The following is a 25,677-nucleotide window of genomic DNA, read 5'->3' on the forward strand; positions in this document are numbered from 1 at the left end:
GGGTCCGGCCCGTCGGTGGAGCGTGACGGGCCGGACCCGGCCGGGGATCAGGACAGGGTGGGGACGATCGTGCGGACCTTGGCCGCGATCTCGGCCGGGAGCGGGGCGTAGCCGGCGTCGGAGAGGACCTTCTGGCCCTCCTCGCTGGCGGTGTAGTTGAGGAAGGCCTTCAGGGTGGCCAGGGTCTCGGCCTTGTTGCCCTTGTCGCAGGCGATCTCGTAGGTGACGAGGATCAGCGGGTAGGCGCCGTCGGCCTTGGTGGCGTAGTCCAGGGACAGGGCCAGGTCGCTGCCGGTGCCCTTGACCTTGGCGGCGGCGATGGCCTTGGAGGCGTTCTCCGTGGTGGCCTCGACCGGGGCGGCGGCACCGGTGTTCACCTTGACCGTGGAGATCTTGTTGGCGGTGGCGTAGGAGAGCTCGAAGTAGCCGATGGAGCCCTCGGCGTCCTTGACCGCGGTGGCGACACCGGAGGAGCCGTTGGCGGCCTGGCCACCGGGGGCCGGCCACGACTTCGACTTCGGGTCGTGCTTCCAGTCGGCCGCGGCGGCGGTCGAGAGGTACTTGCCCAGGTTCTGGGTGGTGCCCGACTCGTCGGAGCGGTGGAAGGCCTGGATGGTGGTGTCGGGCAGCTTGACGCCCGGGTTGAGCTTGGCGATCGCCTCGTCGTTCCACTTCGTGATCTTCGTGTCGAAGATCTTGGCGATCGTGGAGGCGTCGAGGACGAGGTCGTCCACGCCGTTCAGCTTGTAGCCGATGGCGATGGGGCCGCCGACCATGGGCAGGTTGACGCCCTTGCCGCCCTTGCAGATCTTCTGCGACTCGGTGACCTCTTCGTCCTTCAGGGCGGAGTCGGAGCCGGCGAGGGCGACCTGGCCCTGGTTGAACTTGGTGATGCCGCCGCCGGAGCCGATGGCCTGGTAGTTGACCTCGACGCCGGAGCAGGCCGCCTGGAAGTTCTTGACCCACAGGTCCATGGCGTTCTTCTGCGCGCTGGAACCGGCGGCGAGCAGCTGACCCTTGGCACCGTCGCACTTGATGTTCGAGGCGGCGGCGGAGGTCTTGTCGCCGTTCGGGGTGGTGCCGCTGTTGTTGTCCGAACCACACGCCGTGAGGACCAGGGCGCCGGAGACGGCGAGGGCACCGATCGCGGTGGCGCGAAGCCCGTTCTTGCGCGAAAGCTTCACTTTCGGGTGTTCCTTCCAGAAGCCGCCTGCCGCGGACCTTGATGTCCTGAACGTTGTACGGCGGCGCGTGTCGGGGTTGTGGTGCGTTGCCGTGCCTGTGCACCTTGTACGGCCGAAATTAGGCAGATCAGGTGAAGCGGCCGACGGGGGAGAGTGAACGGAAAGTGAACCGTGCCGGAAGGCCGGGTGCGACACGGCGGGGCGTGCGGCGGGGGCGCGGCCAGAGGGCGGCGCGGAGGCCGCGCAGCCCGGGGCGCGGGGGAGGCGCGAGCCGGGCGCGCGTGCTGCGGGCGGGAGGGGCGCGGGAGGCTGGGGCGCCCCGGCGGCAGGGCGCGGGGTGGGCGCGGGGTGTCCCGGCGGGAGGTGGGGGGAGAGGTGCGGGGTGCCGGCGCCGGGGCCGTCAGGGCAGGGACGTGGTGTCCAGGAGGGCGTCGAGCAGTTCGCGGTCCCGCGGCTGGGTGAGGCGGCCGCGCGCCTGTGCCGGGGCGAGCCACAGCAGCCGGTCGACCTCGTCGCCGGGGACGAAGGTGCCGCCGACGGCCTCGGCCGACCAGTAGGAGACCTCCTTCGGCCGGCCGTTCGCCAGGTAGCGGCTCGTCGGGAGGCGGGCGCCCAGGACGCACTCCTGGCCCGTCTCCTCCCTGACCTCGCGCACCGCGCACGCGCGCAGGGTCTCGTCGTGCTTCAGCTTGCCCTTGGGCAGCGACCAGTCGTCGTACTTCGGCCGGTGGACCAGGGCGATCTCGATGCCCGGGCCCCGGTCCTCCGGGGCCCGGCGCCACAGGACGCAGCCGGCCGCGAGGATCACGGGACCGCCGCCGTCGCCCTCTGCCAGGCGCGCTGGAAGGCGAAGCGGGCCGCCTCGACCTCGTGGCGCTGGTCGGCGTGCAGGACACCCAGGGCGTACGCGGTCGCCGGGGCGATCCGCGGGGTGCGGGCCGCGGTGGCCGCCGCGGACGCCGCCTCGGAGGCGTCGCGGTGCCGGTCCAGGGCGCGCCCGGCCTCGTAGAGGGTGGGGTCGGGCGCGGTGCCGCGGTGGAGGACCTCGGAGGCGTAGCGGTGCAGCCGGAGCAGCACCCGGGTCTGGTGCCAGGGGGCGTCCTGGGCCTCGCCGGCCGCCAGGGCGAGCGCGTCGGCGTTGTACGGGTGCGCCGCGCGGGCCAGCGGGAGGCCGGCCACGGAGTCCAGGAGCCGGCGCTCGACGGTCTCGGCGGGCGTCTCGAGGACCTCGACGGCGGGGGCGGAACCGGCGGGGCCCAGCGGCACCTCGGAGGCGAGCAGGGCGACCGTGTCCGCGAGGGCGTGGAAGCGGGAGGAGCCGAGGGACTGGAGCGCGGCCGAGTGGGCGCGGGCGCGGGCCAGGGTCAGCTGGCGCTCCAGGAGGGCGCCCGCCCGGGCCGCGCCCACGGTGAGGCCGGCCCGGTCGGTGCCCCGGGCGGCGGGCACCGGCCCGCCGCCGTTCGACAGGCGGGACAGTGCGTCCACCAGCCGGACCAGCCGGGAGGTGCAGGCGTGCTCCAGGGCGAGCGTCCCGGAGAGCCAGGTCAGCTCGGTGCGGAGCTGGTCCGCCCAGGCGGTGTCGAGCAGCGGCCGGAAGGTGTGCAGGGTCCCGCCGATGCGGCGCGCGGCGCCTCGCAGGGCCCGGGCCGCCTCCTCGGAGCCGGCCGTGTCGGCGCCGCTCCCGGCGTGCAGGCGCAGGCCGCGCAGGAAGTCGCCGGCCCGGGCCTGGAGGTAGGGGGTGAGGACGTCGCCCGCCGTCGCTCCGGCGGGGACGTCGTGGTCAGGGTTGTGCACGCCGGCGCCTCCGCGCGTCGATGAGCATCTCCTGGACGTGCCGCAGCGGCTGGCCCTCCGGGTCGGTCGCGTGACGCGTCCAGTTCCCGTCCGGGCCCAGGTGCCAGGAGGAGGTGGTGTCGGACATCCCGGTCTCCAGGAGCCGGGTCAGGGCCGCCCGGTGGGCCGGGTCGGAGACCCGGACGAGGGCCTCGATCCGCCGGTCCAGGTTGCGGTGCATCATGTCGGCGCTGCCGAACCAGACCTCGGGCTCGCCGCCGTTGCCGAAGGCGAAGACCCGGGAGTGCTCCAGGAAGCGGCCGAGGACGGAGCGGACCCGGATGTTCTCGGAGAGGCCGGCGACCCCGGGCCGTACGGCGCAGATGCCGCGGACCCAGATGTCGACCGGGACGCCGGCCTGCGCCGCGCGGTAGCAGGCGTCGATGACGGCCTCGTCGACCATCGAGTTGACCTTGATCCGGACGTAGGCGGGGCGCCCGGCGCGGTGGTGGGCGACCTCCTTGTTGATCCGGGCGACCAGGCCGTCCCTCAGGGACTTGGGGGCGGTGAGGAGACGGCGGTAGGTCTCGCGCCGGGAGTAGCCGGAGAGCCGGTTGAAGAGGTCGGAGAGGTCGGCGCCGACCTGCGGGTCGGCGGTGAGCAGGCCGAGGTCCTCGTAGAGCCGGGCGGTCTTGGGGTGGTAGTTGCCGGTGCCGACGTGGGAGTAGCGGCGCAGGAGCTCGCCCTCCTGGCGGACGACGAGGGAGAGCTTGCAGTGCGTCTTGAGCCCGACGAGGCCGTAGACGACGTGGCAGCCGGCCTCCTCCAGCTTGCGGGCCCACTTGATGTTGGCCTGCTCGTCGAAGCGGGCCTTGATCTCGACGAGGACGAGGACCTGCTTGCCCGCCTCGGCGGCGTCGATGAGCGCGTCGACGATCGGGGACTTGCCGGAGGTCCGGTAGAGCGTCTGCTTGATGGCGAGGACGTCCGGGTCGGCGGCGGCCTGCTCCAGGAAGGCCTGGACGGAGGTGGAGAAGGAGTCGTACGGGTGGTGCAGCAGCACGTCCCGCTCGCGCAGCGCCATGAAGATGTCGGGCGCGGACGCCGACTCGACCTCGGCGAGGTCCCGGTGGGTGCCGGCGATGAACTTCGGGTACTTCAGCTCGGGCCGGTCCAGGCCCGCGATCCCGAAGAGTCCGGTGAGGTCGAGCGGGCCGGGCAGCGGATAGACCTCGGCGTCGGAGATCTTCAGCTCGCGGACGAGGAGGTCGAGCACGTACGGGTCGATGGACTCCTCGACCTCCAGGCGGACCGGCGGGCCGAAGCGGCGGCGCAGGAGTTCCTTCTCCAGGGCCTGGAGCAGGTTCTCGGCGTCGTCCTCCTCGACCTCCAGGTCCTCGTTCCGGGTGACCCGGAACATGTGGTGGGCCAGCACCTCCATGCCCGGGAAGAGCTCCTCCAGGTGGGCGGCGATGACGTCCTCCAGCGGGACGTAGCGCTCCGGGGAGGCCTCCAGGAAGCGGGTGAGCAGCGGCGGCACCTTGACGCGGGCGAAGTGGCGGTGGCCGCTGACCGGGTTGCGGACGACGACGGCGAGGTTGAGCGAGAGCCCGGAGATGTACGGGAACGGGTGCGCGGGGTCGACGGCCAGCGGGGTGAGGACCGGGAAGATCTGCTGGCGGAAGAGGGTGAAGAGGCGCGCCTGTTCCTTCTCGGTGAGCTCGGGCCAGCGGATGAGGTGGATGCCCTCGTCGGCGAGCGCCGGGGCGACGTCCTGCTGGTAGCAGGCGGCGTGCCGGGCCATGAGCTCGCGCGAGCGGGTCCAGATCAGGTCGAGCACCTCGCGGGGCTGCAGGCCGGAGGCGGAGCGGGTGGCGACGCCGGTGGCGATGCGGCGCTTGAGGCCGGCGACGCGGACCATGAAGAACTCGTCGAGGTTCGACGCGAAGATCGCCAGGAAGTTCGCTCGTTCGAGCAGCGGCGTGGTGGGGTCCTCGGCGAGTTCGAGAACGCGTTCGTTGAACGCGAGCCAACTGCGTTCGCGGTCGAGGAAACGTCCCTGGGGAAGCTCGCCGGCGGAGTCGTCGCCCTCGTACGCGTCGAGGTCGGAGTCCAGGTCGGGTTCGAGGTCCGACACGGGGCCCGCGTTGACCGTGTGGGGGCGGTGCGCGGCTATGGAACCGATGGACGGCTGCGGGGACGTTCGGCCGTTCTGCGCGGAGGGCGAGGCGGGCGACGTGGCGGAGGACTGGACCGGTACCTCGGCGGGCTGCTGGCTCATGGCCCCATTCTTCCGCGCGAAGGGGTGGTCGGGCGCGTCGGAGCGGGCCGTGGCGGAGGGAAGCCTCCCTTTGGGGAGGGCCTTGCGGGGCGCGGGCACGGCGGGCTTCATTGCGTGAGCGTCGCAAGCGCGTCTGAATGCCCGGTAACGAGGACGTGTCGTGCGGGAATCGGGGGCCGATCGAGGGCGGGGCCGCCGAGGGGCCCCGCCCCCGGTCGCAGGGGCCCCGCACCCCCGTGCCGGGGCCCCTCGGTTCCGGTGGCGGGCCCCGGGGTCGTCCGCCGGGGCACCCTCTACGGAAGCCGGGCGCGCAGGAGGCGGAAGGCGGCGAGGAGGGCGAGGGCGGCGAGGGCGAGGAGGATGCCGGCCTCGATCAGCTGGGTGGGCCAGAAGTGGGACTCGGGGTGGTAGTCGACGTACTGGCCGACGACGTCCGTCGGTGCTCCGCACGTCTCGGGGGACGCCCCGTCGACGCAGCTCCATCCCTCGACGCGTTCCCCGTCGCGGGTGAGCATGCCCAGGTCCGTCATGATCCCGTTGTCGGGGACGTCGAGCGGGGCCCCGCCCCGCCTGACCGGCCCCGTCACCGTCTCGACGGCGACGAAGCCCCAGCGCAGGCTGCCGAGGACGAACAGGACGAGGCCCATGACGAGACCGGTGGCGGCCATCGCGAGGACGGTGCGCCGGATCAGCTGGCCGACGAGGGCGCCGACGGCGACGGCGGCGAGGACGTAGGCGACGAGCACGATGCCGGTGGCCTCGTACGGTCCGCGGTCGCCCCAGGAGAGCTGGTAGCTGCCGGAGACCCGGGTCCAGCCGATCCGGTAGACGCCCATGAGGACGACGGTGATCGCGAGGGCGGCGCCGCCGGCGGTGAGGACCTTGGCGCGCAGCCAGGCCGTCGGGGTGACCGACTGGGTGAGGCCGAGGCGGTACGTGCCGGACTCGAACTCGCGGGCGACGAGGGGGCCGGCCACGAAGGCGCCGGCGAGGAGCGGCAGGAGGATCAGGCCGGTGCCCGCGTACTCCATGGCCAGGCGCAGCATCTCGTAGCCGCGGCTCTCGTCGGCCGGGACCCAGGTGCCGTCCGGGAGCCGCCGGTCGGGTATCCGCCCGGACCAGATCCGCAGCCCGCCGATCACGGCGAGGGAGAGGGCGACGAGGGCGCCGGCGGTCCACAGGGTGCGCCGGTACTGGCGGACCGTCACCCAGTAGGAGCCCTTGAGGGCGAGCGTGCTCACGCGAGGATGCCTTCCTGCTGCGGGGCCTGGGGCCCGGTGGAGCGGAGATGGGCGAGGAGCAGGTCCTCCAGGGAGGGCCGGGCGACCTCCCAGGGGCCTTCGACGGGGCCCTCGTGGCGGATCAGGGCGGTGAGCTGACGGCCCGTCGTGCGGGTGTCGATCACCGTGTGGGGTGCGAGGTCGCCGACGGGGCCGGTGAGCAGGGTGTGCCCCGCGAGCAGGTCGTCGACGTCGCCGTCGAGGCGGATCCGGCCGTCGGCGAGCAGCAGGAGGTGGTCGCAGGAGCCCTCGAGCTCGGTGAGGATGTGCGAGGACATGACGACGGTGGTGCCGTGCTCGGCCGCGTCGGCCATGAGGAGGCCCATCAGCTGGTGCCGGGCGAGCGGGTCGAGGTCGGCCATCGGCTCGTCGAGCAGGAGCAGCTCGGGGCGCTTGCCGAGGGCGAGCGCGAGGGCGACGCGGGTGCGCTGACCGCCGGAGAGGTCGTTCACGACGGCGCGGGGGTCGAGTTCGTCCGCGACGACCCGCCGGGCCGCGGCGTCGTCCCAGCGGCCGGGGTTGAGCTCGCGGCCCATCCGCAGGGTGTCGGCGACGGTGAGGCGGGGGTGGAGCGGCTTGTCCTGGGCGACGTACGCCAGCCGTTCGCGGGCCGGTCCGTGGAGCGTGCCCTCGGTGGGGCGGAGGAGGCCGGCGGCGAGGGCCAGGAGGGTGGACTTGCCGGCGCCGTTGGGGCCGACCAGGGCGCAGATCCGGCCCGTGGGGAGGGCGAAGTCGCACTTCCGCAGGGCCCAGCGGCGGGCCCTCCCTCCGTACCGTATGCCGAGGCCCTCCGCCCTCAGCGCGGTGTCCTCTGTCATGCGTCCCCCTCGAAGAATTCGTTCAGTACGGATGTGAACAGCGCGGCCACGTCGTCCCGGTCGACGCCTTCGGCGCGGGCCCGGCGCGCCCAGTCGGCGAGTTCGCCGCGCAGGGGCGAGTCCGCCGGGGTGGCCCCGAGCGTGGTGCGGACGAAGGTGCCCAGTCCGCGGCGGGCTTCGACGAGACCTTCGCGTTCGAGTTCGCGGTAGGCCTTGAGGACCGTGTTCGGGTTGATGGCCGTCGCCTCGACGACCTCGCGTGCGGTGGGCAGCCTGTCGCCGGGTTCCAGCAGGCCCATGCGCAGGGCCTGTTTCGTCTGCTGGACGATCTGGAGGTAGGTGGCGACTCCGCTGCGCCGGTCGATCCGGTACTCGAGCACTTCCTTCCACCACCCTTTCACTAATCAAGTAGTGAAAGGGTGGTGGAAGAGAGGGGGCGGTGTCAACCGCCCCCTGCTCGGAAGGACTTCGCGCGCGGGTCCGCGGCCGGGGTGTCAGGACTCCGTGCGGTACATCAGGTCCACCTCGTGCGTGGTGAACCCCAGCCGCTCGTACACCGTCACGGCCGCGGTGTTGTCCGCGTCCACGTACAGCATCGCCGTCGGCAGCGTCTGCGCCGCCAGGTGCCGCAGCCCGATCGCGGTGAGCGCCTTGCCGAGGCCGCCGCCCTGGGCGTCCGGCAGGATGCCGACCACGTAGACCTCGCCGAGCTGCTCCTCGGCGTGCACCTTCGTCCAGTGGAAGCCGATCAGGCGCCCCTCCTTCTCCGCGAGGAAGAAGCCCTTCGGGTCGAACCACGGCTCGGCCATGCGGTCGTCCAGATCGCGCTGGGTCAGCGAGCCCTGCTCGGGGTGGTGGGCGAAGGCCGCCGCGTTGACGGCGAGCCAGGCGGCGTCGTCCTGCCCGGGGACGAAGGTGCGGACGGTGACGCCCTCGGGCAGCACCGGCTCCGGGATGTCGAGCGGGGCCAACGGCCGCCGCAGCTGACGCAGTTCCCGGAACAGGGTGAGGCCGAGGACCTGCGCGAGATGCCGGGCCGCCGACTTCCCGCCGTGCGCCCACACCCGCAGCCGCTTGCCCGAGGCGGCGAGCAGGGCCGAGCCGAGCGCCCGCCCGTGCCCGCGGCCGCGGTGCGAGGGGTGCACGACCAGCTCGGCGGCCGGCGCCTCCACCGGGTCGGTGTCCTCCAGCTGGGCGTATCCGTAGAGCTGGTGGCCGACGGTGAGGAGGAAGTGGCGGATGCCCTCGCGCCGTCCGTGGCGCAGGTACAGCCGGCCCTGCTCGGACACGGCGTGCATGCCGTCGGCGCGGTCGGCGGACGCCAGCAGGTCGAGGACGTCCTGGACCTGCTCGGGGGAGAGCTCGTCGAGGGTGTGGATCTGGCGTCCGGGTTCGAGGGCCGGGGCCGCGTCAGAAGTCATGGGTACGAGCCTACGGCGGCGGTGCGCCGAGCCGCGGGAAAGGCGACGGCAACCCTCTTGTAACCCGTTACCCCCTGTTGCGCTACGCGCGTTGACTCTAGGCTGCGCGGGCAGAGCAGGTAGTCGTATGGGGACAAGGGGAAAGATGTCAGCGACACCGAGGAAGAACAGGGCGGGGCGGCGGATCCTCGTCGCCGGTGCGGGACTTGCCACCGTCGGCGCGCTCGTCGCCGCGATGCCGGCCGGTGCGGCGCAGCAGTCGGCGCAGGGCCACGGCGGGCACGGCTGGGGCCGGACGGTCGACGTCCAGCTCCTCTCCTTCAACGACCTGCACGGCAACCTGGAGGCGCCGGCCGGTTCCTCCGGCCAGGTCACGCGGGTCAAGGAGGACGGCACCACCGAGAAGATCGACGCGGGCGGCGTCGAGTACCTGGCCACCCACCTGCGCCAGGCGCGCGAGGGGAACCGTTACTCCGTCACGGCCGCGGCCGGTGACCTGATCGGTGCCTCCCCGCTGCTCTCCGGGCTCTTCCACGACGAGCCGACGATCAACGCGCTGAACAAGCTGGACCTCGACGTCACCTCGGTCGGCAACCACGAGTTCGACGAGGGCGCCAAGGAGCTCGCCCGCATGCAGGACGGCGGCTGTCACCCGACGGCCGGCTGCTTCGTGCCGGGCGAGAAGTTCAAGGGCGCCGACTTCCCGTACCTCGCCGCGAACGTGACGAAGGAGAAGACGGGCAAGCCGCTGCTCGACCCGTACTTCATCTGGGAGAAGAACGGCGTCCGGATCGGCTTCATCGGCGTGACCCTGGAGGGCACCCCGAACATCGTCACCGCCGAGGGCGTCAAGGGCCTGAAGTTCGGTGACGAGGTCGAGACGATCAACAAGTACACGAAGGTCCTGGAGCGGCAGGGCGTCAAGTCCATCGTCGCCCTGGTCCACGAGGGCGGGGCCCCGGCCTCCTCCTCGTACAACTACGACTGCGACAGCCCCGGCCCGGGCGACGGCGTCTCCGGCCCGATCACCGAGATCGCCAAGAACGTGAACCCGCAGGTCGACGCGCTGGTCACGGGCCACACGCACCAGGCGTACGTGTGCACCATCCCGGACCCGGCCGGCAAGCCGCGTCTGGTCACCTCGGCGTCCTCGTACGGCAAGCTGTACACGGACACCACGCTCACCTACGACCGCCGCACCCGGGACATCGTCCGCGCGTCGGTCGACTCGGCCAACCACGTCGTGACGCGTGACGTCCCGAAGGCCGCCGACATGACGAAGCTGATCGAGGACTGGCGCACGCTGGCCGCCCCGATCGCGAACCGGCCGCAGGGCTACATCGCCGCCGACATCAACGGCCGCGGCTCGACGGCCTACGAGAAGCCGCTCGGCGACGTGATCGCCGACGCGCAGCTGGAGGGCCTGGCCCCGGCGGACAAGGGCGGCGCGCAGCTGGCCTTGATGAACCCGGGCGGCATCCGCTCGGACCTGGTCCACAAGGCCTCCGGCGCCGAGGGCGACGGCGTCGTGACCTACGGCGAGTCGTTCACCGTGCAGCCGTTCACCAACATGATGAACGTCGTCGACCTGTCCGGCGCGAACCTGCTGGCCGCGCTGAAGCAGCAGGTCAGCGGTTCCAACGCGACCTCGATCAAGATCCTTCAGGTCTCGAAGGGGCTCACCTACACGCTGGACATGACCAAGACGGGCGCGGACCGCGTCGTCGACGGCTCGGTCAAGCTGAACGGTGAGGCGATCGACCCGGCGAAGACCTACCGCGTCGCCATGAACGAGTTCCTGGCGGGCGGCGGCGACGGCTTCCCGGCCCTCGCGGCGGGCACGAACAAGCTGGTCGGCGCGTCCGACCTGGACCTGTTCAACGCCTACCTGGCGGCCCACTCCTCGCCGACGTCCCCGCTGGCGGTGCCGGCGTCGGACCGGATCACGGTCGTGCAGTAAGCCTTCGGGCCCTCCGGGAGGGGGCGGTGCCCGCTGCGGCGGGCACCGCCCCCTCCCGCGTGTCCGGGCCCGGCGGCGGCCGGCCCATCCGCGCGTCCCACACTCTGGGATTCTTGACGCGTCCCCGACATAATCCCGTGCCATGGACCGACGAAGCTTTCTCGCGGGAGCCGCGGCGACCACCGCCACCGTTCTCATCGGAGCCCCGCCCGCGCACGCGCGCACCCGGGTGCTCACGACGCAGGACTGGATGGCCGGCCACGGCGACCCCACCCCGCTCCAGAAGCTCACCATCCCCGGCACCCACGACTCCGGGGCCCGATACGGCGGGCCGTGGGTCGCCTGCCAGAACACCTCCATCGCCGACCAGCTGAACAGCGGCATCCGCTTCCTGGACGTCCGCTGCCGGGTCACCGGCGGCTCGTTCGCCATCCACCACGCCGCGTACTACCAGAACCTGATGTTCGGCGACGTCCTGATCGCCTGCCGCGACTTCCTCGCCGCCCACCCCTCCGAGACCGTCCTCATGCGGGTCAAGCAGGAGTACTCCGAGGACTCCGACGCCACCTTCCGCGCCGTCTTCGACGACTACCTGGACAACCGCGGCTGGCGCTCCCTGTTCCGGATCGGGGCCGGCCTGCCCACCCTGGGCGAGTCCCGCGGCCGGGTCGTCCTGCTCGCCGACAACGGCGGGCTGCCCGGCGTCCGGTACGGCGACGGCGCGCTCTTCGACATCCAGGACGACTACATGGCCGAGCCGTTCGCCAAGTACCCCAAGATCCAGGCCCACTTCCGCAAGGCGGCCGCACAGCCCGGCAAGCTGTACGTCAACTACGTCTCCACGGCCGCCCTGCTCCCGCCCCGCTGGAACTCCGACCGTCTCAACCCGCAGGTCCACGGCTTCGTCGACGGCGCGGAGGGCGCCGGCTGGAAGGGGCTCGGCATCGTCCCGATGGACTTCCCGAACACCCGCCCGGGGCTGGTGGAGTCCCTCATCCGGCACAACTGACCCGGCACCACCGACCCGGCACCACCGACCCGGCACGGCGCAGCCGGTACGGCCGCGGGGCCGTACCGGCCGCACCGCCGTACCGGCTCAGTCCTCCGCGAAGGACCGGCCCTCCGGCGGCGGGGTCGGTGCGCCGGGCAGCCGGAGCACCGCGACCGTGCCGCCGCCCTCGGCCGCCCTGAGCTCCGCCGAACCGCCCGCCTGCTGGACCGTGCGGGCCACGATCGACAGACCCAGGCCCGAACCCGGCAGGCTGCGGGCCGAGGGGGAGCGCCAGAAGCGGTCGAAGACGTGCGGGAGCTCCTCCGGGGGGACTCCCGGCCCGTGGTCGCGGACCGTCAGTTCGCCGCGCATCAGGGTCACCTCGACCGTGCCCCGTGGCGGCGAGAACTTCACCGCGTTGTCCAGGACGTTCACCAGGGCCCGCTCCAGCGCGGCCGGCTCGGCCCGGACGTACCAGGGCGCGAGGTCGACGACGAACGTGAGCTCCGGCCCCCGCAGCCGCGCCCGGGTCAGGGCCGAGCGCAGGATGCCGTGCAGCGGCACCACCTCCAGCGGCCCGGGCGCCGCCGCGTCCGGGCGGGCCAGCTCCTGGAGGTCGCCGATCAGCGCGGCCAGCTCCGTCATCTGCGCCTTCACCGAGGCCATCAGGGCACGACGGTCGTCGGGCGGCAGCGCGCGGCCCGTCTGCTCGCTGCGCGCCAGGAGCTCGATGTTGGTGCGCAGCGAGGTCAGCGGGGTGCGAAGCTCGTGGCCCGCGTCCGCGATCAGCTGCGCCTGGCGGTCCCGCGAGGACGCCAGCGCCGCCGTCATCGCGTTGAAGGAGCGGGACAGCCGGGCGATCTCGTCCTCGCCCTCGACCGGGATGCGCACGGTCAGGTCCTCGGTGGCCGCCACGTGCTCGACGGCCCCGGTCAGCCGGTCCACCGGCTTCAGCCCGGCCCGCGCGACCCACAGGCCGGCCGCGCCCGCGCCGACGACGCCGATGCCGGAGACCAGCAGCAGGACCCAGCCGAGCGTGGACATCGAGTTGTCGATCTCGGAGAGCGGACGGGCGACCGAGACGGCCACCGTCCGGTCGCTCACGGGGTAGGTGTACACCCGCATCTGCGAGCCGTCCTCGGCCGTCGTCGTGTGCAGCGCGTAGGGCTCCTGCCGCTCCACCACCGCGATGTCCTCGGGGGTCGCCGGGATCTTGGAGGTGCCGAGCGAGCACACCACGCCGTCTGCGGACACGATCTGCCGCGTGTCCGAGCCGTACGGCGGGTACCCCGGCGGCTTCCCCGCCTTCGGGCCGCAGGAGTTGAGCAGTTCACGGGCCTGCTGGTCGGTGAACTGCGTGCGGCGCAGCGCCGCGTCCAGTTCTCCCTCCAGCTGCGCCCGCGTCACGAGCCAGCACGCCAGGGAGACCGCCGCCACGGCCACGGCCACCGCCGTCGCCGTCAGCAGCGCCAGCCTCGACCGCAGGGGTCTCGACCGGAACCAGGCGAGCGGACTCCTCATTCCGGGCCTCCGCCGCGCAGCACGTACCCCACGCCCCGCACCGTGTGCACCAGGCGCGGCTCGCCGCCCGCCTCGGTCTTGCGGCGCAGGTACATCACGTAGACGTCCAGCGAGTTCGAGCTGGGTTCGAAGTCGAAGCCCCAGACCGCCTTCAGGATCTGCTCCCGCGTCAGGACCTGCCGAGGGTGGGCCAGGAACATCTCCAGGAGGGTGAACTCCGTCCGCGTCAGCTCGACGGGGCGCCCGGCCCGGGTCACCTCGCGGGTCGCCAGGTCCATCCGCAGGTCGCCGAAGGCCAGCACGTCGCCCGCGGGCGTCTCGCCGGTCGCCGCCGCGTACGAGCTGCGGCGCAGCAGGGCCCTGATCCGGGCGAACAGCTCGTCCAGCTCGAAGGGTTTCACCAGGTAGTCGTCCGCGCCCGCGTCGAGGCCGGTCACCCGGTCGCCGACGGTGTCGCGGGCGGTCAGCATCAGGATCGGCACGGTCGAGCCGGACGACCGGATGCGGCGGGCCGCGGTCAGGCCGTCCATCCGGGGCATCTGCACATCGAGGACGACGAGGTCCGGGGCGTACGACTCCAGCGTGGCGAGGGCGTCCAGGCCGTCGACGGCGACCTCGGTCCCGTAGCCCTCGAACGCCAGGCTGCGGCGCAGCGCCTCCCGGACCGCGGGCTCGTCGTCGACGATGAGGATGCGCTCGCCTTCAGTCATGGCCCCAGCGTCCCACGGGTCGCTCGGGCCGTACGGATCGCTCCGCCCGGTGGGGTCGTGCGGGTCGCCGTTCAGTTGGCGCCGCCCGAGCGCAGCTGTTCCAGATCGGCCTTGACGGTGTCGACGGGGATGGCGAATCCGAGGCCGATGCTGCCGGCCGAAGAACCGTTCGAGGAGCTCGGCGAATACATCGCCGAATTGATTCCGATGATCTCCCCGTTCAAATTGATCAGCGCGCCGCCGGAATTCCCCGGGTTGAGCGAGGCGTCGGTCTGGAGCGCCTTGTAGGTGGTCTTCGACGAGCCGGTGTCGCCGTTGAACTCCTGGCCGCCGAACTCGAAGGGCCAGCCCTGCCGGGGGTCGTACTGCGGCTGCTGCCGGTCCTGGCCGTCGTCCTTGGCGACGGTGACGTCGCGGTCGAGGGCGGAGACGATGCCGCTGGTGACGGTGCCGGTCAGGCCCTCGGGGGAGCCGATCGCCACGACCTCGTCGCCGACCTTCACCTTGCCGGAGTCGCCGAGGGTGGCCGCCTTGAGTCCGGACGCGCCCCGGAGCTTGATCAGCGCCAGGTCCTTGTCGGGGTCGGTGCCGACGACCGCGGCGTCGTAGGAGGTGCCGTCCGACAGCTGGACCTTGATCGAGTCGGCGCCGGAGATGACGTGGTTGTTGGTGACGATCTCGCCGTCGCCGGTGATGATCACGCCGGATCCGGTGGACTTGCCGGATGTCGAACTCGCGGAGATCTCCACGATGGAGGGCGAGACGGCCGCGGCGACCCCGGCGACGGTGCCCCGGCTGCTCGCGGAGACGTTCGTGCCGTTGACGCCGCCGGACGCGTTCGCGGTGCCGTCGGCGGTGAGCTGCTGGACCAGGGTGGCGGTGCCGCCACCGACAGCGGCCGCGGCGATCGCCACGGCCACGAGCAGTCCGACACCCCGCTTGGCGCGGCGGCGCGGCTCGGGAGCGGCGTGCGCGGGGCCGGGGGCGGTGGGGGCGGCCGGCGGCGGGACGTACCCGCCGGCGGGCCAGATCGTCGTGCCCGGCTCGGTGCTGAGGGGCTCCGCCGGGTCGTACGGGTGCCTCGGGGGCTGCGGCGGGTAGTACGGCTGCTGCTGCGGCTGGTGAGGGTAGTCCGTCATGGCAATGACTCTGCGGGCCGTTCATGAGAGCTTCCTGAGGAGGCCCTGAGAAGCCCGGCAGAACCCTGTATGCCCGAAATAAAGACCTGCGGCGGGACGGGGCCCGCCGTGATCGCCCCCTCCGCGGCAGCGGAGGGGCATCGCCCGGACGGGGCCTACGCGCAGCCGCAGCTGCGGCGGAGGATCAGGGCCGAGGGGAACTGCTTGACCCGCTCGCGCCGCGATCCCGCCACCCGCAGCGAGTCGTCCAGGACCAGATCGACCGCCGCCCGGGCCATCGCCGGGCGGTCGGACGAGATGGTCGTCAGCGGCGGGTCCGTCAGCGCCGCTTCCTTCACGTCGTCGAAGCCGGCCACGGCCAGTTCGCCCGGCACGTCGATCCGCAGCTCGCGGGCGGCCCGCAGCACGCCGAAGGCCTGGTCGTCGGTGGAGCAGAAGATGGCCGGCGGCCGGTTCGGGCCGGAGAGGATGTCCAGCGCGATCCGGTAGGCGTCGTAGCGGTTGTACGGGGCCTCGAAGAGCCGGCCCTCGACCGAGCGCCCGGACTCCACCATCGCGCGCCGCCAGCCCTCGACGTGGTCGGCGACCGGGTCGCCGACGGCCGGGGTGTTGGGGACGCCGCCGAGACAGGCCACGTACGGGTGGCCGTGCTCCAGGAGGTGCCGGGTGGCGAGCTGCGCGCCGCCGATGTCGTCGGTGACGACGGCGACGTCGTCGAGCGCCTCGGGCCGCTCGTGCAGCAGCACCACGCGGGCGTCCCATGCCTCGATCTCGCTCGCGGCGCGCTCGCTCATGCCCTGGCTGACGAGGATCAGCCCGGAGACCCGCATCCCGAGGAAGGCGCGGAGGTAGTGGATCTCGCGTTCGTCGCGGTAGTCCGAGTTCCCGACGAGGACCATCTTCCCGCGCTCGGCGGCGGCCTGTTCGACCGCGTGCGCCATCTCGGCGAAGAACGGCTGCCGCGCGTCCGGGACGATCATGCCTATGAGGTCGGTGCGCCGCGAGGCCATCGCCTGGGCCACCCGGTCCGGGCGGTAGCCCAGCTCCTTGATGGCGGCGAGGACACGCTCGCGCGTGGCCGGGGCGACCGGCCGGGGTCCGTTGTTGATGACGTAACTCACGACGGCGGTCGAAGTACCCGCAAGTCTCGCTACGTCATCCCGCGTCACCTTGGCCACGCGCGGCAGTCTACGCGGGGTGACCTACCTACCGGCAGGTCGCACTGTGGCTTCCACCACGTCGACCCTGTCCTCCGTCGGAGTGACGTCCCGCGTGGGCTCCTTGACGCGGGCCTCTTCCTTGGCCCGGGCCTCCTCCGCGGCGCGCTCCACCTTCTCGGGGGTGACGAAGCGGTAGCCGACGTTGCGGACGGTGCCGATCAGGGACTCGTGCTCGGGTCCGAGCTTGGCCCGCAGCCTCCGTACGTGGACGTCGACCGTTCGGGTGCCGCCGAAGTAGTCGTAGCCCCAGACCTCCTGGAGGAGCTGCGCGCGGGTGAAGACCCGGCCGGGGTGCTGGGCGAGGTACTTCAGGAGCTCGAACTCCTTGAAGGTCAGGTCCAGGACCCGGCCCTTGAGCTTGGCGCTGTAGGTCGCCTCGTCCACCGACAGGTCCCCGTTGCGGATCTCCATCGGGGAGTCGTCGGAGACGATCTGCTGGCGGCCCATCGCCAGCCGCAGCCGGGCCTCGACCTCGGCCGGGCCCGCGGTGTCGAGCAGCACGTCGTCGATGCCCCAGTCGGCGGTGACGGCCGCGAGGCCGCCCTCCGTGACGACGAGGATCAGGGGGCAGCCGGGGCCGGTGGAGCGGAGCAGCTGACAGAGGCTGCGGACCTGCGGGAGGTCGCGGCGGCCGTCGATGAGGATGACGTCGGCACCGGGGGTGTCCACCAGTGCGGGCCCCTCGGCCGGGGCCACGCGCACGTTGTGCAGCAGGAGGCCGAGTGCGGGGAGCACCTCGGTCGAGGGCTGCAGCGCGTTCGTCAGGAGCAGAAGTGAACTCATCGCGCCCCACCTGCCTGGGTCGTCGTCGGTCGGTCGTGCTTCGTTCGCTCGCCCATAACGTCGGGTCCTCCTCGTCCCTGCGAGAGGGGATCCCCCCACGCCGGGCGTGAGGGGCGTCTGCGGCACTTGATCACGGCTGGTACTGCTGCGGCTCTCGCGCCCTGAGAGCCTTTGTTCATCTGGCCGTAACAACGGTCGGGAAACACAAAAGGACCCGGGGGCTGCGTTGCCCGGATCCTCTGGCAAGCAGAATAGCTCACATGAGTTCCGAGGCAGAGGGTCGATTTCACATGGTGGATGTTTCCTCGATCACTTCCGGTCCTCGACGTGCAATGTTGCTCACTGATGACGGTGTCCGTATCGAGGCGGTTTACGAACCGTGTACGACGAGTGTCACCGATACGGCCGTCGTCGTCGCGCACGGGTTCACGGGCTCGGCCGATCGGCCCTCCGTGCGCCGGGCCGCGCGGGCCCTCGCCGGGCGGGCGGCGGTCGTGACCTTCTCCTTTCGGGGCCACGGCAGGTCGGCCGGGGTCTCCACGGTCGGCGACCGCGAGGTCCTCGATCTCTCGGCGGCGGTGCGCTGGGCCCGGGAGCTGGGGCACGCGCGCGTCGTGACGCTGGGCTTCTCGATGGGCGGTTCGGTGGTGCTGAGGCACGCGGCGCTCGAACGGGGGCTCACGGGAGCGCACACCGATGCGGTCGCGGCCGTGAGCGCCCCCGCCCGTTGGTACTACCGGGGGACGCCGTCGATGCGGCGGGTCCACTGGGTGATCACCCGGCCGGTGGGCCGGCTCGTCGGCCGCTACGGGCTCGGCACGCGGATCGACCGCCGCCCGTGGGACCCGGTGCCGCTGTCGCCCGTCGAGGCCGTCCCGCTGATCGCCCCCACCCCGCTGCTGATCGTGCACGGCGACCGGGACCCGTACTTCCCCGTCGACCATCCGCGCATGCTGGCGGCGGCGGGTGAGGCCGAGCTCTGGCTGGAACGGGGGATGGGCCACGCGGAGAACGCGGCGGACGACGAGCTGCTGGGCCGCCTCGGCGGCTGGCTCGTGGACGGATAGCCCATCATGGGGAGCGGCGCGCACACGAACGAAGGGAGCGCCGCTATGGCAGCGGGGACCATCCGCTACTGGGCCGCGGCCAAGGCCGCCGCCGGTGTCGCCGAGGAGCCGTACACCGCCGAGAACCTGGCGCAGGCGCTGGAGGCGGCCCGCGAGAGGCACCCGGGCGAGCTCGTCCGGGTACTCCAGCGGTGTTCGTTCCTCGTCGACGGTGACCCCGTCGGGACCCGCGGCCATGAGACCGTACGCCTTGCCGAGGGCGGCACGGTCGAGGTGCTCCCGCCGTTCGCAGGAGGGTGAACCGCACAGCATGAGCAGCGATCAGCAGCATCCGTACGATCCGTACGCCACGGGACAGCAGCACCAGGAGCCGCGGTACGGGTACCAGGACCCCGACGTCACGCAGACGTGGGAGGGCCAGACCTGGGACACGCAGTACCAGCCCGTGGTCCGGCCGTACCCGGCGCCGCAGCAGCCGGCCCACCCGGCGCCGCACGAGGCCCAGGCCCAGCAGCCGGTCCACCCGGCTTACCCGTCGGACCGGACGGCCCGCTTCGCGCCGCAGCACGGGGCGCCCCAGCCGCCCGCCGACCCGTACGGGCCCGCCGCGACCGCCTACGGCACCCAGGCCGTGCCACTCCCGGCCGAGACGCCGGCGGCGCCCGACGCCCCGCTCGCGGCTGCCGGCGGGCCCGCCTACTCCGCGCCCACCACCACCGGCAACGCCCGGATCACCGATGCCCAGCGCGCCCGCGCCGAGGGGCGTTCCCCGATCCTCGCGCCGGGGATGCAGCCGGCCGCCCTCACCGCGGTCCTGGGCGGCCTGCTCGCCGCCGGCGCGGCCGTCGGGTCCTACGCGCTCCTCGTGCCGGTGGTGCTGCTCCAGGCGGTCACCGCCGCCGGCTGGTTCCGGCTCAACGGCATGTGGCCGGCCCGGCAGGGCATCGCCCTCGCCTTCGCCGGCGGGCTGGTCGCCGACGTCGTCCTGCTGGCCGCCGGCCGGGAGCACGCGCCCGCCGCGATCCTCGGCACTCTCGGCGTCTGGGTGCTGCTCACCCTCGTCCTCCAGCTGCGCAGCCACGCCGACCCGGACGAGCGGATGTACGGCCTGATGGCCACCGTCACCTCGGCCGCCCTGACGATCGTGGCCACCGGACACCTCGGTTCCGCCCCGGACGCCGTGGTCGTCGGCGGGCTCGCGGTCGCCGCAGCCGTCCTCGCCCGTGCGCTGCCCCTGCCGGGCCCGGCCTCCGTCGTGGCGGCGCTCCTCGCAGCGGCGGGCGCCGGGATCGCCGCCGGCGGGGCCGTCGGCCCGGACGCCGTCTCCGGCGCCCTGCTGGGCCTCGGCGCCGGCGTGTGCGCGCTGGCCGGCCTGCGGGTCGCCAGCTACGACTACCCGTCCCGCTTCGTGCACATGACGGCGGGCGTCGCACTGCCGCTGGCGCTGGCCGCACCGGCCGTCCACCTGCTCGGCCGCGCCCTGTTCTGAGCCCCCAGGGAACCAACCGGCCCCCCGACACGTCGATCTTCGTGTCGGGGGGCCGGATCCGTTTGCGAAGCTTCGAGGGGGACGTACAGGCCATGCGAGCACTGCGCGTATTGCTGATCATGGCCGTCGTACTGGGCGGGATCCTCGTCGGTGTGGACCGCCTCGCCGTGTCCTACGCGGAGTCGGAGGCCGCCGACCGCGTCCGGCTCGGCCCCGCCCGGGCCGGCTCGACGGAGGTCGACATCAAGGGCTTCCCCTTCCTGACGCAGATCATGGACAAGCGCTTCGACGAGGTCGACGTCACGCTCACCGGCGTCGAGGCCACGGCCGGCGGCAAGAAGATCCGGATCGGCCGGATGACCGCCGCGCTCCGCGACGTGACGCTGAACGGCGACTACACCAGCGCCCGGGCGGGCTCCGCCACCGGCACCGCGCTGATCTCCTACGCGGACCTGGCCGCCGCGGCCGACCGCGACGTCGTCGTGGCCTACGGCGGCAACGGCAAGCTGAAGGTCACCGGGGGCGTCCGGATCCTGGGCCGCACGGTCACCCGCAGCGTCGTGTCGACGGTGACGCTGGTCGACGGGGACACGATCCGGGTGCGGGCCGACAAGGTGCCGCTCGAAGGCATCCCCGGCATCGAGGACGCGATCCGGCAGCGCACCGACTTCGACCGGGAGATCGGCGGCCTGCCCGCGGGCATGAAGCTGGAGAGCGTCGAGGCGCGCGAGGACGGCGTGGCCATCGCCGTCACCGGCAAGGACGTGGTCCTCGCCGGCTGAGACGGCCCGCAGACGGCGGCGTGCCACATGGTGAGACGCCCCCGTCCGAACCGTAGAAACACTGGACGGACGCCCCGCTCGCGGGGCGTCCGTCGCTGCTTTCCGGGGACACGTGTCCCATTCCTCGGACGATCGCGTCTCAAAATACGACACACCGGTGACACAGCCGCCTGTCCGTCCCTACGATCGAGGGCATGAAGCGACAGGCGGATCTCACGAAGCGGCGGGCAGTAGACCTGTGCCGCGTCGCCGCCATGCTCTGTCGCTCCGTCTGAGCGGGACGTCCGAATCCCGTATTCCTCAGACCCTTTGACGCACCGTCGGGGTCACCCGTGTAGCCCGTACGCACGTGATGACGCGTACCCGCACCATCCTGCGCCACACCGCACCACACCGCCGAAGACTGCCCCGGAGGAGAACAGCATGAGCCGCAGCGACGTCCTGGTAGACGCCGACTGGGTCGAGGCCAACCTCGACGACCCGAAGGTCGCCATCGTCGAGGTCGACGAGGACACCTCGGCGTACGAGAAGAACCACATCAAGAACGCCATCCGGATCGACTGGACCAAGGACCTCCAGGACCCGGTCCGCCGCGACTTCGTCGACCAGGAGGGCTTCGAGAAGCTCCTGTCGGCCAAGGGCATCGCGAACGACACGCTCGTGGTCCTCTACGGGGGCAACAACAACTGGTTCGCCTCCTACGCGTACTGGTACTTCAAGCTCTACGGCCACGAGAACGTGAAGCTCCTCGACGGCGGCCGCAAGAAGTGGGAGCTCGACTCCCGCGACCTGGTCGCCGAGGTGCCGGCCCGCCCGGCCACCGAGTACAAGGCCAAGGCCCAGAACACCGCGATCCGCGCGTTCCGCGACGACGTCGTGGCCGCGATCGGCAGCCAGAACCTCGTCGACGTCCGCTCGCCCGACGAGTTCTCCGGCAAGCTGCTCGCCCCGGCGCACCTCCCGCAGGAGCAGTCGCAGCGCCCCGGCCACGTGCCGAGCGCCCGCAACATCCCGTGGTCGAAGAACGCCAACGACGACGGCACCTTCAAGTCGGACGACGAGCTCAAGGCCCTCTACGAGGACGAGCAGGTCGACCTGGCGAAGGACACCATCGCCTACTGCCGCATCGGTGAGCGCTCCGCGCTGACCTGGTTCGTGCTGCACGAGCTCCTGGGCGTCGAGAACGTCAAGAACTACGACGGCTCGTGGACCGAGTACGGCTCCCTCGTCGGCGTGCCGATCGAGCTCGGCGCCAACAAGTAAGGCCCCGGACCCCCTTCTCCGGACCCCTCGACCGTAAGGACAGAACATCATGTGTGGAGCGCAGCCCGGCGGCCCCGACGCCTCGACGATCAAGCCCGGTGAGACCACCATCCAGGGCTTCGTGACCAAGGACGGCGAGCCCGTCACCGGTTACGTCCGCCTCCTGGACTCGACCGGCGAGTTCACGGCCGAGGTCCCGACCTCCGCCACCGGCCAGTTCCGTTTCTACGCGGCCGAGGGCACCTGGACCGTCCGTGCCCTGGTCCCCGGCGGCACCGCCGACCGTCAGGTCGTGGCGCAGCAGGGTGGCCTCGCGGAGGTCGCCATCGCGGTCTGATCCGCGTTGCCCGAACGGCCTGAGGGCCGTGCCTCCTGGGGGGTTGGACGCCTGAACCAGGACGAGAGGCACGGCCCTCAGGCATGCCCGCGGTCGTACCCTGAAGGTGTGTACGCACGCCGTCGGCACGTCTACTTCTGGATGATGGGTGCCTGCCTGGTGCTTTTCGTGGGCGCCTGGGCCGTCGTGCGCCTGTTCTCCATGCCGGTCGCCATCGGGATGTGCGTGGTCGCCATGGTGATCCCGCCGCTCGCCGCGATGATCGCGAACCGGCGGGGACCCGAGGACCGCTGGTGGGACGACCCCTCCGGCGACCCGAAGTCGGACGAGTGGTGGGACGAGCTCGACGGCAAGAAGCGCCGCGAGACCTGACGCGCCAGGTCGCGGCCCGGACCCGGCCGGGCCCCGACCCGGGCCGATCGGTCGGGGGACGCGGCCGACCCCGGGATCAGTAGACGAGCGCCTGCGTGCCGTCGGCCATGGCCTCCTGGACGAAGACCTGCGCGCCGGCGATGCGGACGCCCTTCAGGACGTCCCCCTCCGTGATCTCGCGCCGCGCCGCGCACTGCGTGCAGAGCGTCAGGCGCCCGGCCGCCAGGATCGAGTCGATGAGGTCCGGCAGCGGCGCCGCGTGCGGCAGTTCGAACTCGGCCGCGCGGCCGGGGAGCGCGAACCACGACGCCTCGCCCGTCAGCCACAGCGAGACCTCGACCCCGCTGGCGACGGCCACCGCGGCCACCGTGAAGGCCTGCGAGCAGCGTTCGGGGGCGTCGGCCCCGGCGGTCACCTTGATCACGAGCTTCTTCGCCATATACCGAACTGTAATGCGGTCCCCTGCAACCTCATGCGTCACTCGCGAGTCAGGGGGATGCGCAGGTTACGGAATCTGCGATTCAGGTCTCGTGGGGGGACCCCTTTGGAAGCCACAGAAACACCGGAACACGCCGAGAGCGCCGCCGCGCCGGAGCGTTCCGCACCAGGGCAGCAGGCCGCGCCGCACACGCCGGAGGCTGCCGCACCGGTCGCGCCGGAGGCCGCCGTGCCGGAGGCCGAGACCGCCGTCCTGCCGTCGCGTGGCCGCCGGGCCGGGCGCACCGTCGCGCTGATCGCCGTCGCCGCCGTCCTCGGCATCGTCGGCGGCACGGCGGTGGGCTACGGCGTCCAGGCCGAGCGGGAGCCGACCCCGCTTCCCGCGCTGAACCAGGCGGACCTCGCCTACCCGAAGCCGCTGCCGAAGGGCAGCACGATCGAGCCGCTGCCGGTCTCCGAGGACCGCGGGGCCAAGACGGAAGGCGATCTGCGCAAGCTGCTGCTGCCCAGGCCGGCGGGAGCGAAGAAGACGGACTTCGCGGACGACGACGGCTGGCTGACGGTGCCCGAGTACGCCAGGGAGTTCGACAGGCCCGGTCCGGCACTCGGTCACGAGCTGGGGAACGGGATCCGCCGTGTCGCGACCACGTCGTGGCAGACGGGCGAGTTCCGGGTGACCGAGATCCGGCTGGTGCAGTTCCGGCCCAGCGACTTCCTCGGTGCGAAGGATCACTCAGAGGACCAGATGTCGTACATGGGCGACGACGAATTCGCCGGCAACGAGGGCGACGCCCTCAAGAGCTCCGCGAACGGCCGCTTCTACGTCTTCCCCGTGCACAAGGAGGCGGGCTACCTGGACCTCTACGAGGCCAGGGCCTACCTGCACCGCGGGGACGTCGCCGTGGAGATCTTCATGATCGACACCAAGAAGATCTCCAAGAAGGACATCGCCTCGGTGGCCGAACGACAGCTGGGGCGCCTGTGAACGAGGACCGGAACGACGTGACCGATGTGACCGACGGGGCCGACGCGGCGGACCGCGCGGTGCCCGCCACCGCCACCGTGCCCGAGGCGCCCGCCGCTGATGCGCCGGGGAAGAAGGGGCGCGCTCGCGCGCTGCTGACCGTGGCACTGCCCGCCGTCCTCGTCCTCGGCGCCATCGGCGGCGGCCTCACCTACACGGGTGTGACCGTCTCCGGCGCGGACCGCGCGGCGGAGACGGTGGTGTGGGAGAAGACGGAGTCCTCGGCGGCGGACAAGGACCCGGCCGCGGGGTTCGAGCGGGGCAGGGCGTCGACGCCGCTGAGCAAGCTCCTGCTGCCGGTGCCGTCCGGCTACGAACTCGGCCCCGACGTCGAGACGTACGGGAACGACGGCGAGCTGGGCGCGAGGGAGGCCACCGCCCTCATGAAGCAGGAGGGCAAGGGGCTCTCGGGCAAGAAGCGTCGCGACTACGAGAAGCGGGTCGACCGCCTCGGCGTCCAGGGCGTCGCGGTGCGCACCTATGTCTCGTCCGACGAGGACCTCGTGGTGTACGTGCACCTCACGCGGATGAAGGACAAGAGCCGTATCCGGGACATGTTCGAGCTCCGCAAGGAGATCGCCGGGCTGCTGAAGTTCCCGAAGGGCCCGAAGATCGACGCGCAGGCGACGTCCATGTGCCACCTCTTCCCGCAGGAGAAGGGGCTGAGCAAGAAGGAGCAGGCCGACCAGCTGGACGGGATGCTCTGCGCCGCCTACGACTCCGATGTCTACGTCACCGTCACCGCCGAGGGCGCCAAGCCGTTCGACAAGTCCGCGGTGGCCGCGCTGGTGAAGAAGCAGCTGGACCACATCGAGTCCCCGGGGGAGTACGTATGACCGAGCAGACGGACACGAAGATCCCGGCCCAGGCCGAGGAGGCGGTGGTGTCGGAGACCGCTGAGGCCCCGGAGACCGCTGCGACTCCCGAGGCTCCGGCGGCTGCGGAGACGGAGAGGGCTCCCGAGACCGCTGCCACCCCCGAGGCCACGGAGGCCCCCGCGGCACCCGCCGCCCGCCGGCCCTCGAAGCGGGTGCTGTGGGCCGTGGCCCGCTGGACGGCCGCCGTCGTCGTGTGCGGCGGGCTCGGGGCGGGCACGGCGCTCGGGATCACCTCGATGGAGCGCACCGACGTGCCCGGTCTGGCGACCGAGAACGACGGCCGGTGGGCGTACCCGAAGCTCAGCCTCCCGGCTCTGCCGCAGGACGTCCCCCGTCCGTACACCGACGGCAACGAGGGCGAGGTCCACTACGCGGACCTGCGCAAGCTCCTCCTCCCGGCCCCGGCGGGCGCCACGGTCGACCCGAAGCTGAACGGCGGCTGGGTGAGCGTGGACGAGTACCTGTCGCAGTACGACAAGGACGCCGGCGTCGCCCTGAAGCAGGCCCTCGACGAATCCGCCCTGCGGCACATCGCCGCCCGGGGCTGGACCACGCCCGACGGCACGACGACCCGCATCCACCTGGTGCGGTTCACGTCGGTGGCCTTCGCGGAGGACTTCAAGGACAACGCGCTGGACGCGGGTTCGTCGGACGGCCACCACCCGAACGGTGTCGGGGCCGCGGTGATCGACGACTCGACCCTCGACATCCGCGTGCCGTTCAACGTGCTGTACGGCTTCGAGGAGACGAAGCCGTACGGTCCCGAGCAGACCCGGTGGGTGCACATCCAGGCCGGCGACACCCTCGCCCTGATCACCCAGTCCCGCAAGGGCGGGGCGCTCACCGTGCCGTTCCAGCAGACGGTCGCCCTCCAGAACCAGCTGCTGGGCTGACGGACGGCGTCACCGCAACCGGACCCACCTCACACGCGGCGCCGGACACCAGC

At 72.3% G+C, this 25,677-nt stretch carries 27 protein-coding genes; 13 read left to right on the forward strand and 14 right to left on the reverse strand.

Going from position 1 to position 25,677, the window contains the following annotated elements:
• Positions 1 to 47: 47 nt before the first annotated feature.
• The 8 genes from pstS to mshD form a co-directional block, all read right to left on the reverse strand.
• Positions 48 to 1,184 carry a phosphate ABC transporter substrate-binding protein PstS gene (gene pstS / locus ACGFZF_RS33840; protein ID WP_393560580.1) on the reverse strand — a complete coding sequence of 379 codons (1,137 nt, stop codon included), beginning with the start codon at positions 1,182 to 1,184 and terminating at the stop codon, positions 48 to 50.
• 400 nt (positions 1,185 to 1,584) lie between these two features.
• Positions 1,585 to 1,992 (reverse strand): NUDIX hydrolase, encoded by a 408-nt coding sequence (locus ACGFZF_RS33845; RefSeq protein ID WP_393560582.1) that lies wholly within the window; start codon positions 1,990 to 1,992, stop codon positions 1,585 to 1,587.
• On the reverse strand, positions 1,989 to 2,978 hold the full coding sequence (locus ACGFZF_RS33850; protein WP_393560584.1) for a CHAD domain-containing protein: 990 nt from the start codon (positions 2,976 to 2,978) through the stop codon (positions 1,989 to 1,991). Before ACGFZF_RS33850 ends, ACGFZF_RS33845 begins: the two co-directional genes overlap by 4 nt.
• On the reverse strand, positions 2,965 to 5,238 hold the full coding sequence (locus ACGFZF_RS33855) for an RNA degradosome polyphosphate kinase (protein ID WP_393560586.1): 2,274 nt from the start codon (positions 5,236 to 5,238) through the stop codon (positions 2,965 to 2,967). The genes ACGFZF_RS33850 and ACGFZF_RS33855 overlap by 14 nt, the downstream gene beginning before the upstream one ends.
• A 293-nt stretch (positions 5,239 to 5,531) precedes the next feature.
• Positions 5,532 to 6,479, reverse strand: coding sequence for an ABC transporter permease (locus ACGFZF_RS33860; protein WP_393560588.1), 948 nt, complete (start codon positions 6,477 to 6,479; stop codon positions 5,532 to 5,534).
• Entirely contained in the window at positions 6,476 to 7,336 is an 861-nt protein-coding gene (locus tag ACGFZF_RS33865; RefSeq protein ID WP_393560590.1) for an ATP-binding cassette domain-containing protein, read from the reverse strand. Before ACGFZF_RS33865 ends, ACGFZF_RS33860 begins: the two co-directional genes overlap by 4 nt.
• On the reverse strand, positions 7,333 to 7,716 hold the full coding sequence (locus ACGFZF_RS33870) for a GntR family transcriptional regulator (protein ID WP_147978615.1): 384 nt from the start codon (positions 7,714 to 7,716) through the stop codon (positions 7,333 to 7,335). The genes ACGFZF_RS33865 and ACGFZF_RS33870 overlap by 4 nt, the downstream gene beginning before the upstream one ends.
• Before the next feature lie 114 nt (positions 7,717 to 7,830).
• Complete coding sequence (gene mshD / locus ACGFZF_RS33875; protein ID WP_356607239.1) at positions 7,831 to 8,757, reverse strand: mycothiol synthase; 927 nt, start codon at positions 8,755 to 8,757, stop codon at positions 7,831 to 7,833.
• Between the two features lie 145 nt (positions 8,758 to 8,902).
• On the opposite strand from mshD, the gene ACGFZF_RS33880 reads away from it, so the two are divergent.
• Both ACGFZF_RS33880 and ACGFZF_RS33885 read left to right on the forward strand, forming a co-directional pair.
• Positions 8,903 to 10,717 carry a bifunctional metallophosphatase/5'-nucleotidase gene (locus ACGFZF_RS33880; RefSeq protein ID WP_393560593.1) on the forward strand — a complete coding sequence of 605 codons (1,815 nt, stop codon included), beginning with the start codon at positions 8,903 to 8,905 and terminating at the stop codon, positions 10,715 to 10,717.
• A 142-nt stretch (positions 10,718 to 10,859) separates the two neighbouring features.
• A complete protein-coding gene (locus ACGFZF_RS33885; protein WP_393560595.1) occupies positions 10,860 to 11,726 on the forward strand; it encodes a phosphatidylinositol-specific phospholipase C in 867 nt (288 codons plus the stop codon).
• Positions 11,727 to 11,813: 87 nt separating this feature from the next.
• Here the strand turns inward: ACGFZF_RS33885 and ACGFZF_RS33890 are convergent, their stop codons facing one another.
• The 5 genes from ACGFZF_RS33890 to ACGFZF_RS33910 form a co-directional block, all read right to left on the reverse strand.
• Positions 11,814 to 13,229 (reverse strand): sensor histidine kinase, encoded by a 1,416-nt coding sequence (locus ACGFZF_RS33890; protein ID WP_393560597.1) that lies wholly within the window; start codon positions 13,227 to 13,229, stop codon positions 11,814 to 11,816.
• Positions 13,226 to 13,939, reverse strand: coding sequence for a response regulator transcription factor (locus ACGFZF_RS33895; RefSeq protein ID WP_393560599.1), 714 nt, complete (start codon positions 13,937 to 13,939; stop codon positions 13,226 to 13,228). The genes ACGFZF_RS33890 and ACGFZF_RS33895 overlap by 4 nt, the downstream gene beginning before the upstream one ends.
• 71 nt (positions 13,940 to 14,010) lie before the next feature.
• Positions 14,011 to 15,078: a S1C family serine protease gene (locus ACGFZF_RS33900; protein ID WP_393560601.1), complete on the reverse strand. Its 1,068-nt coding sequence runs from the start codon at positions 15,076 to 15,078 to the stop codon at positions 14,011 to 14,013.
• A 155-nt stretch (positions 15,079 to 15,233) separates the two neighbouring features.
• The gene (locus tag ACGFZF_RS33905; RefSeq protein WP_147978608.1) at positions 15,234 to 16,256 is read right to left on the reverse strand and encodes a LacI family DNA-binding transcriptional regulator; all 1,023 of its coding nucleotides are present in this window, start codon (positions 16,254 to 16,256) and stop codon (positions 15,234 to 15,236) included.
• 24 nt (positions 16,257 to 16,280) lie between these two features.
• Positions 16,281 to 17,081 carry a response regulator transcription factor gene (locus tag ACGFZF_RS33910; protein ID WP_393560604.1) on the reverse strand — a complete coding sequence of 267 codons (801 nt, stop codon included), beginning with the start codon at positions 17,079 to 17,081 and terminating at the stop codon, positions 16,281 to 16,283.
• A gap of 260 nt (positions 17,082 to 17,341) precedes the next feature.
• Between ACGFZF_RS33910 and ACGFZF_RS33915 the strand changes: the two genes are divergently transcribed.
• From ACGFZF_RS33915 to ACGFZF_RS33950, 8 genes are all read left to right on the forward strand, one after another.
• A complete protein-coding gene (locus tag ACGFZF_RS33915) occupies positions 17,342 to 18,148 on the forward strand; it encodes an alpha/beta fold hydrolase (protein ID WP_356778614.1) in 807 nt (268 codons plus the stop codon).
• Positions 18,149 to 18,193: 45 nt separating this feature from the next.
• Positions 18,194 to 18,448, forward strand: a complete 255-nt coding sequence (locus ACGFZF_RS33920) for a MoaD/ThiS family protein (protein WP_384870245.1) — start codon at positions 18,194 to 18,196, stop codon at positions 18,446 to 18,448.
• Positions 18,360 to 19,637 carry a hypothetical protein gene (locus ACGFZF_RS33925; RefSeq protein WP_393560607.1) on the forward strand — a complete coding sequence of 426 codons (1,278 nt, stop codon included), beginning with the start codon at positions 18,360 to 18,362 and terminating at the stop codon, positions 19,635 to 19,637. Before ACGFZF_RS33920 ends, ACGFZF_RS33925 begins: the two co-directional genes overlap by 89 nt.
• A 92-nt stretch (positions 19,638 to 19,729) precedes the next feature.
• Complete coding sequence (locus tag ACGFZF_RS33930) at positions 19,730 to 20,419, forward strand: DUF2993 domain-containing protein (RefSeq protein WP_393560609.1); 690 nt, start codon at positions 19,730 to 19,732, stop codon at positions 20,417 to 20,419.
• Positions 20,420 to 20,613: 194 nt separating this feature from the next.
• Complete coding sequence (locus ACGFZF_RS33935; RefSeq protein WP_350497993.1) at positions 20,614 to 20,694, forward strand: putative leader peptide; 81 nt, start codon at positions 20,614 to 20,616, stop codon at positions 20,692 to 20,694.
• A gap of 148 nt (positions 20,695 to 20,842) precedes the next feature.
• Positions 20,843 to 21,682 (forward strand): sulfurtransferase, encoded by an 840-nt coding sequence (locus ACGFZF_RS33940; RefSeq protein WP_147978602.1) that lies wholly within the window; start codon positions 20,843 to 20,845, stop codon positions 21,680 to 21,682.
• 49 nt (positions 21,683 to 21,731) lie between these two features.
• Positions 21,732 to 22,019, forward strand: a complete 288-nt coding sequence (locus ACGFZF_RS33945) for a DUF1416 domain-containing protein (protein ID WP_356607213.1) — start codon at positions 21,732 to 21,734, stop codon at positions 22,017 to 22,019.
• A 108-nt stretch (positions 22,020 to 22,127) separates the two neighbouring features.
• Positions 22,128 to 22,391, forward strand: a complete 264-nt coding sequence (locus tag ACGFZF_RS33950; protein ID WP_393560611.1) for a DUF3099 domain-containing protein — start codon at positions 22,128 to 22,130, stop codon at positions 22,389 to 22,391.
• 76 nt (positions 22,392 to 22,467) lie between these two features.
• Here the strand turns inward: ACGFZF_RS33950 and ACGFZF_RS33955 are convergent, their stop codons facing one another.
• Complete coding sequence (locus tag ACGFZF_RS33955) at positions 22,468 to 22,830, reverse strand: DsrE family protein (RefSeq protein WP_393560613.1); 363 nt, start codon at positions 22,828 to 22,830, stop codon at positions 22,468 to 22,470.
• 105 nt (positions 22,831 to 22,935) lie between these two features.
• Between ACGFZF_RS33955 and ACGFZF_RS33960 the strand changes: the two genes are divergently transcribed.
• The 3 genes from ACGFZF_RS33960 to ACGFZF_RS33970 are packed head-to-tail and all read left to right on the forward strand — an operon-like array spanning position 22,936 to position 25,624.
• A complete protein-coding gene (locus ACGFZF_RS33960) occupies positions 22,936 to 23,814 on the forward strand; it encodes a hypothetical protein (RefSeq protein ID WP_393560615.1) in 879 nt (292 codons plus the stop codon).
• 17 nt (positions 23,815 to 23,831) lie between these two features.
• On the forward strand, positions 23,832 to 24,689 hold the full coding sequence (locus ACGFZF_RS33965; RefSeq protein ID WP_393560617.1) for a hypothetical protein: 858 nt from the start codon (positions 23,832 to 23,834) through the stop codon (positions 24,687 to 24,689).
• Entirely contained in the window at positions 24,686 to 25,624 is a 939-nt protein-coding gene (locus tag ACGFZF_RS33970; RefSeq protein ID WP_393560619.1) for a hypothetical protein, read from the forward strand. The genes ACGFZF_RS33965 and ACGFZF_RS33970 overlap by 4 nt, the downstream gene beginning before the upstream one ends.
• Positions 25,625 to 25,677 lie beyond the last annotated feature (53 nt).

The sequence above is a fragment of the Streptomyces sp. NPDC048338 genome, assembly GCF_043201055.1.
GTDB lineage: Bacteria > Actinomycetota > Actinomycetes > Streptomycetales > Streptomycetaceae > Streptomyces.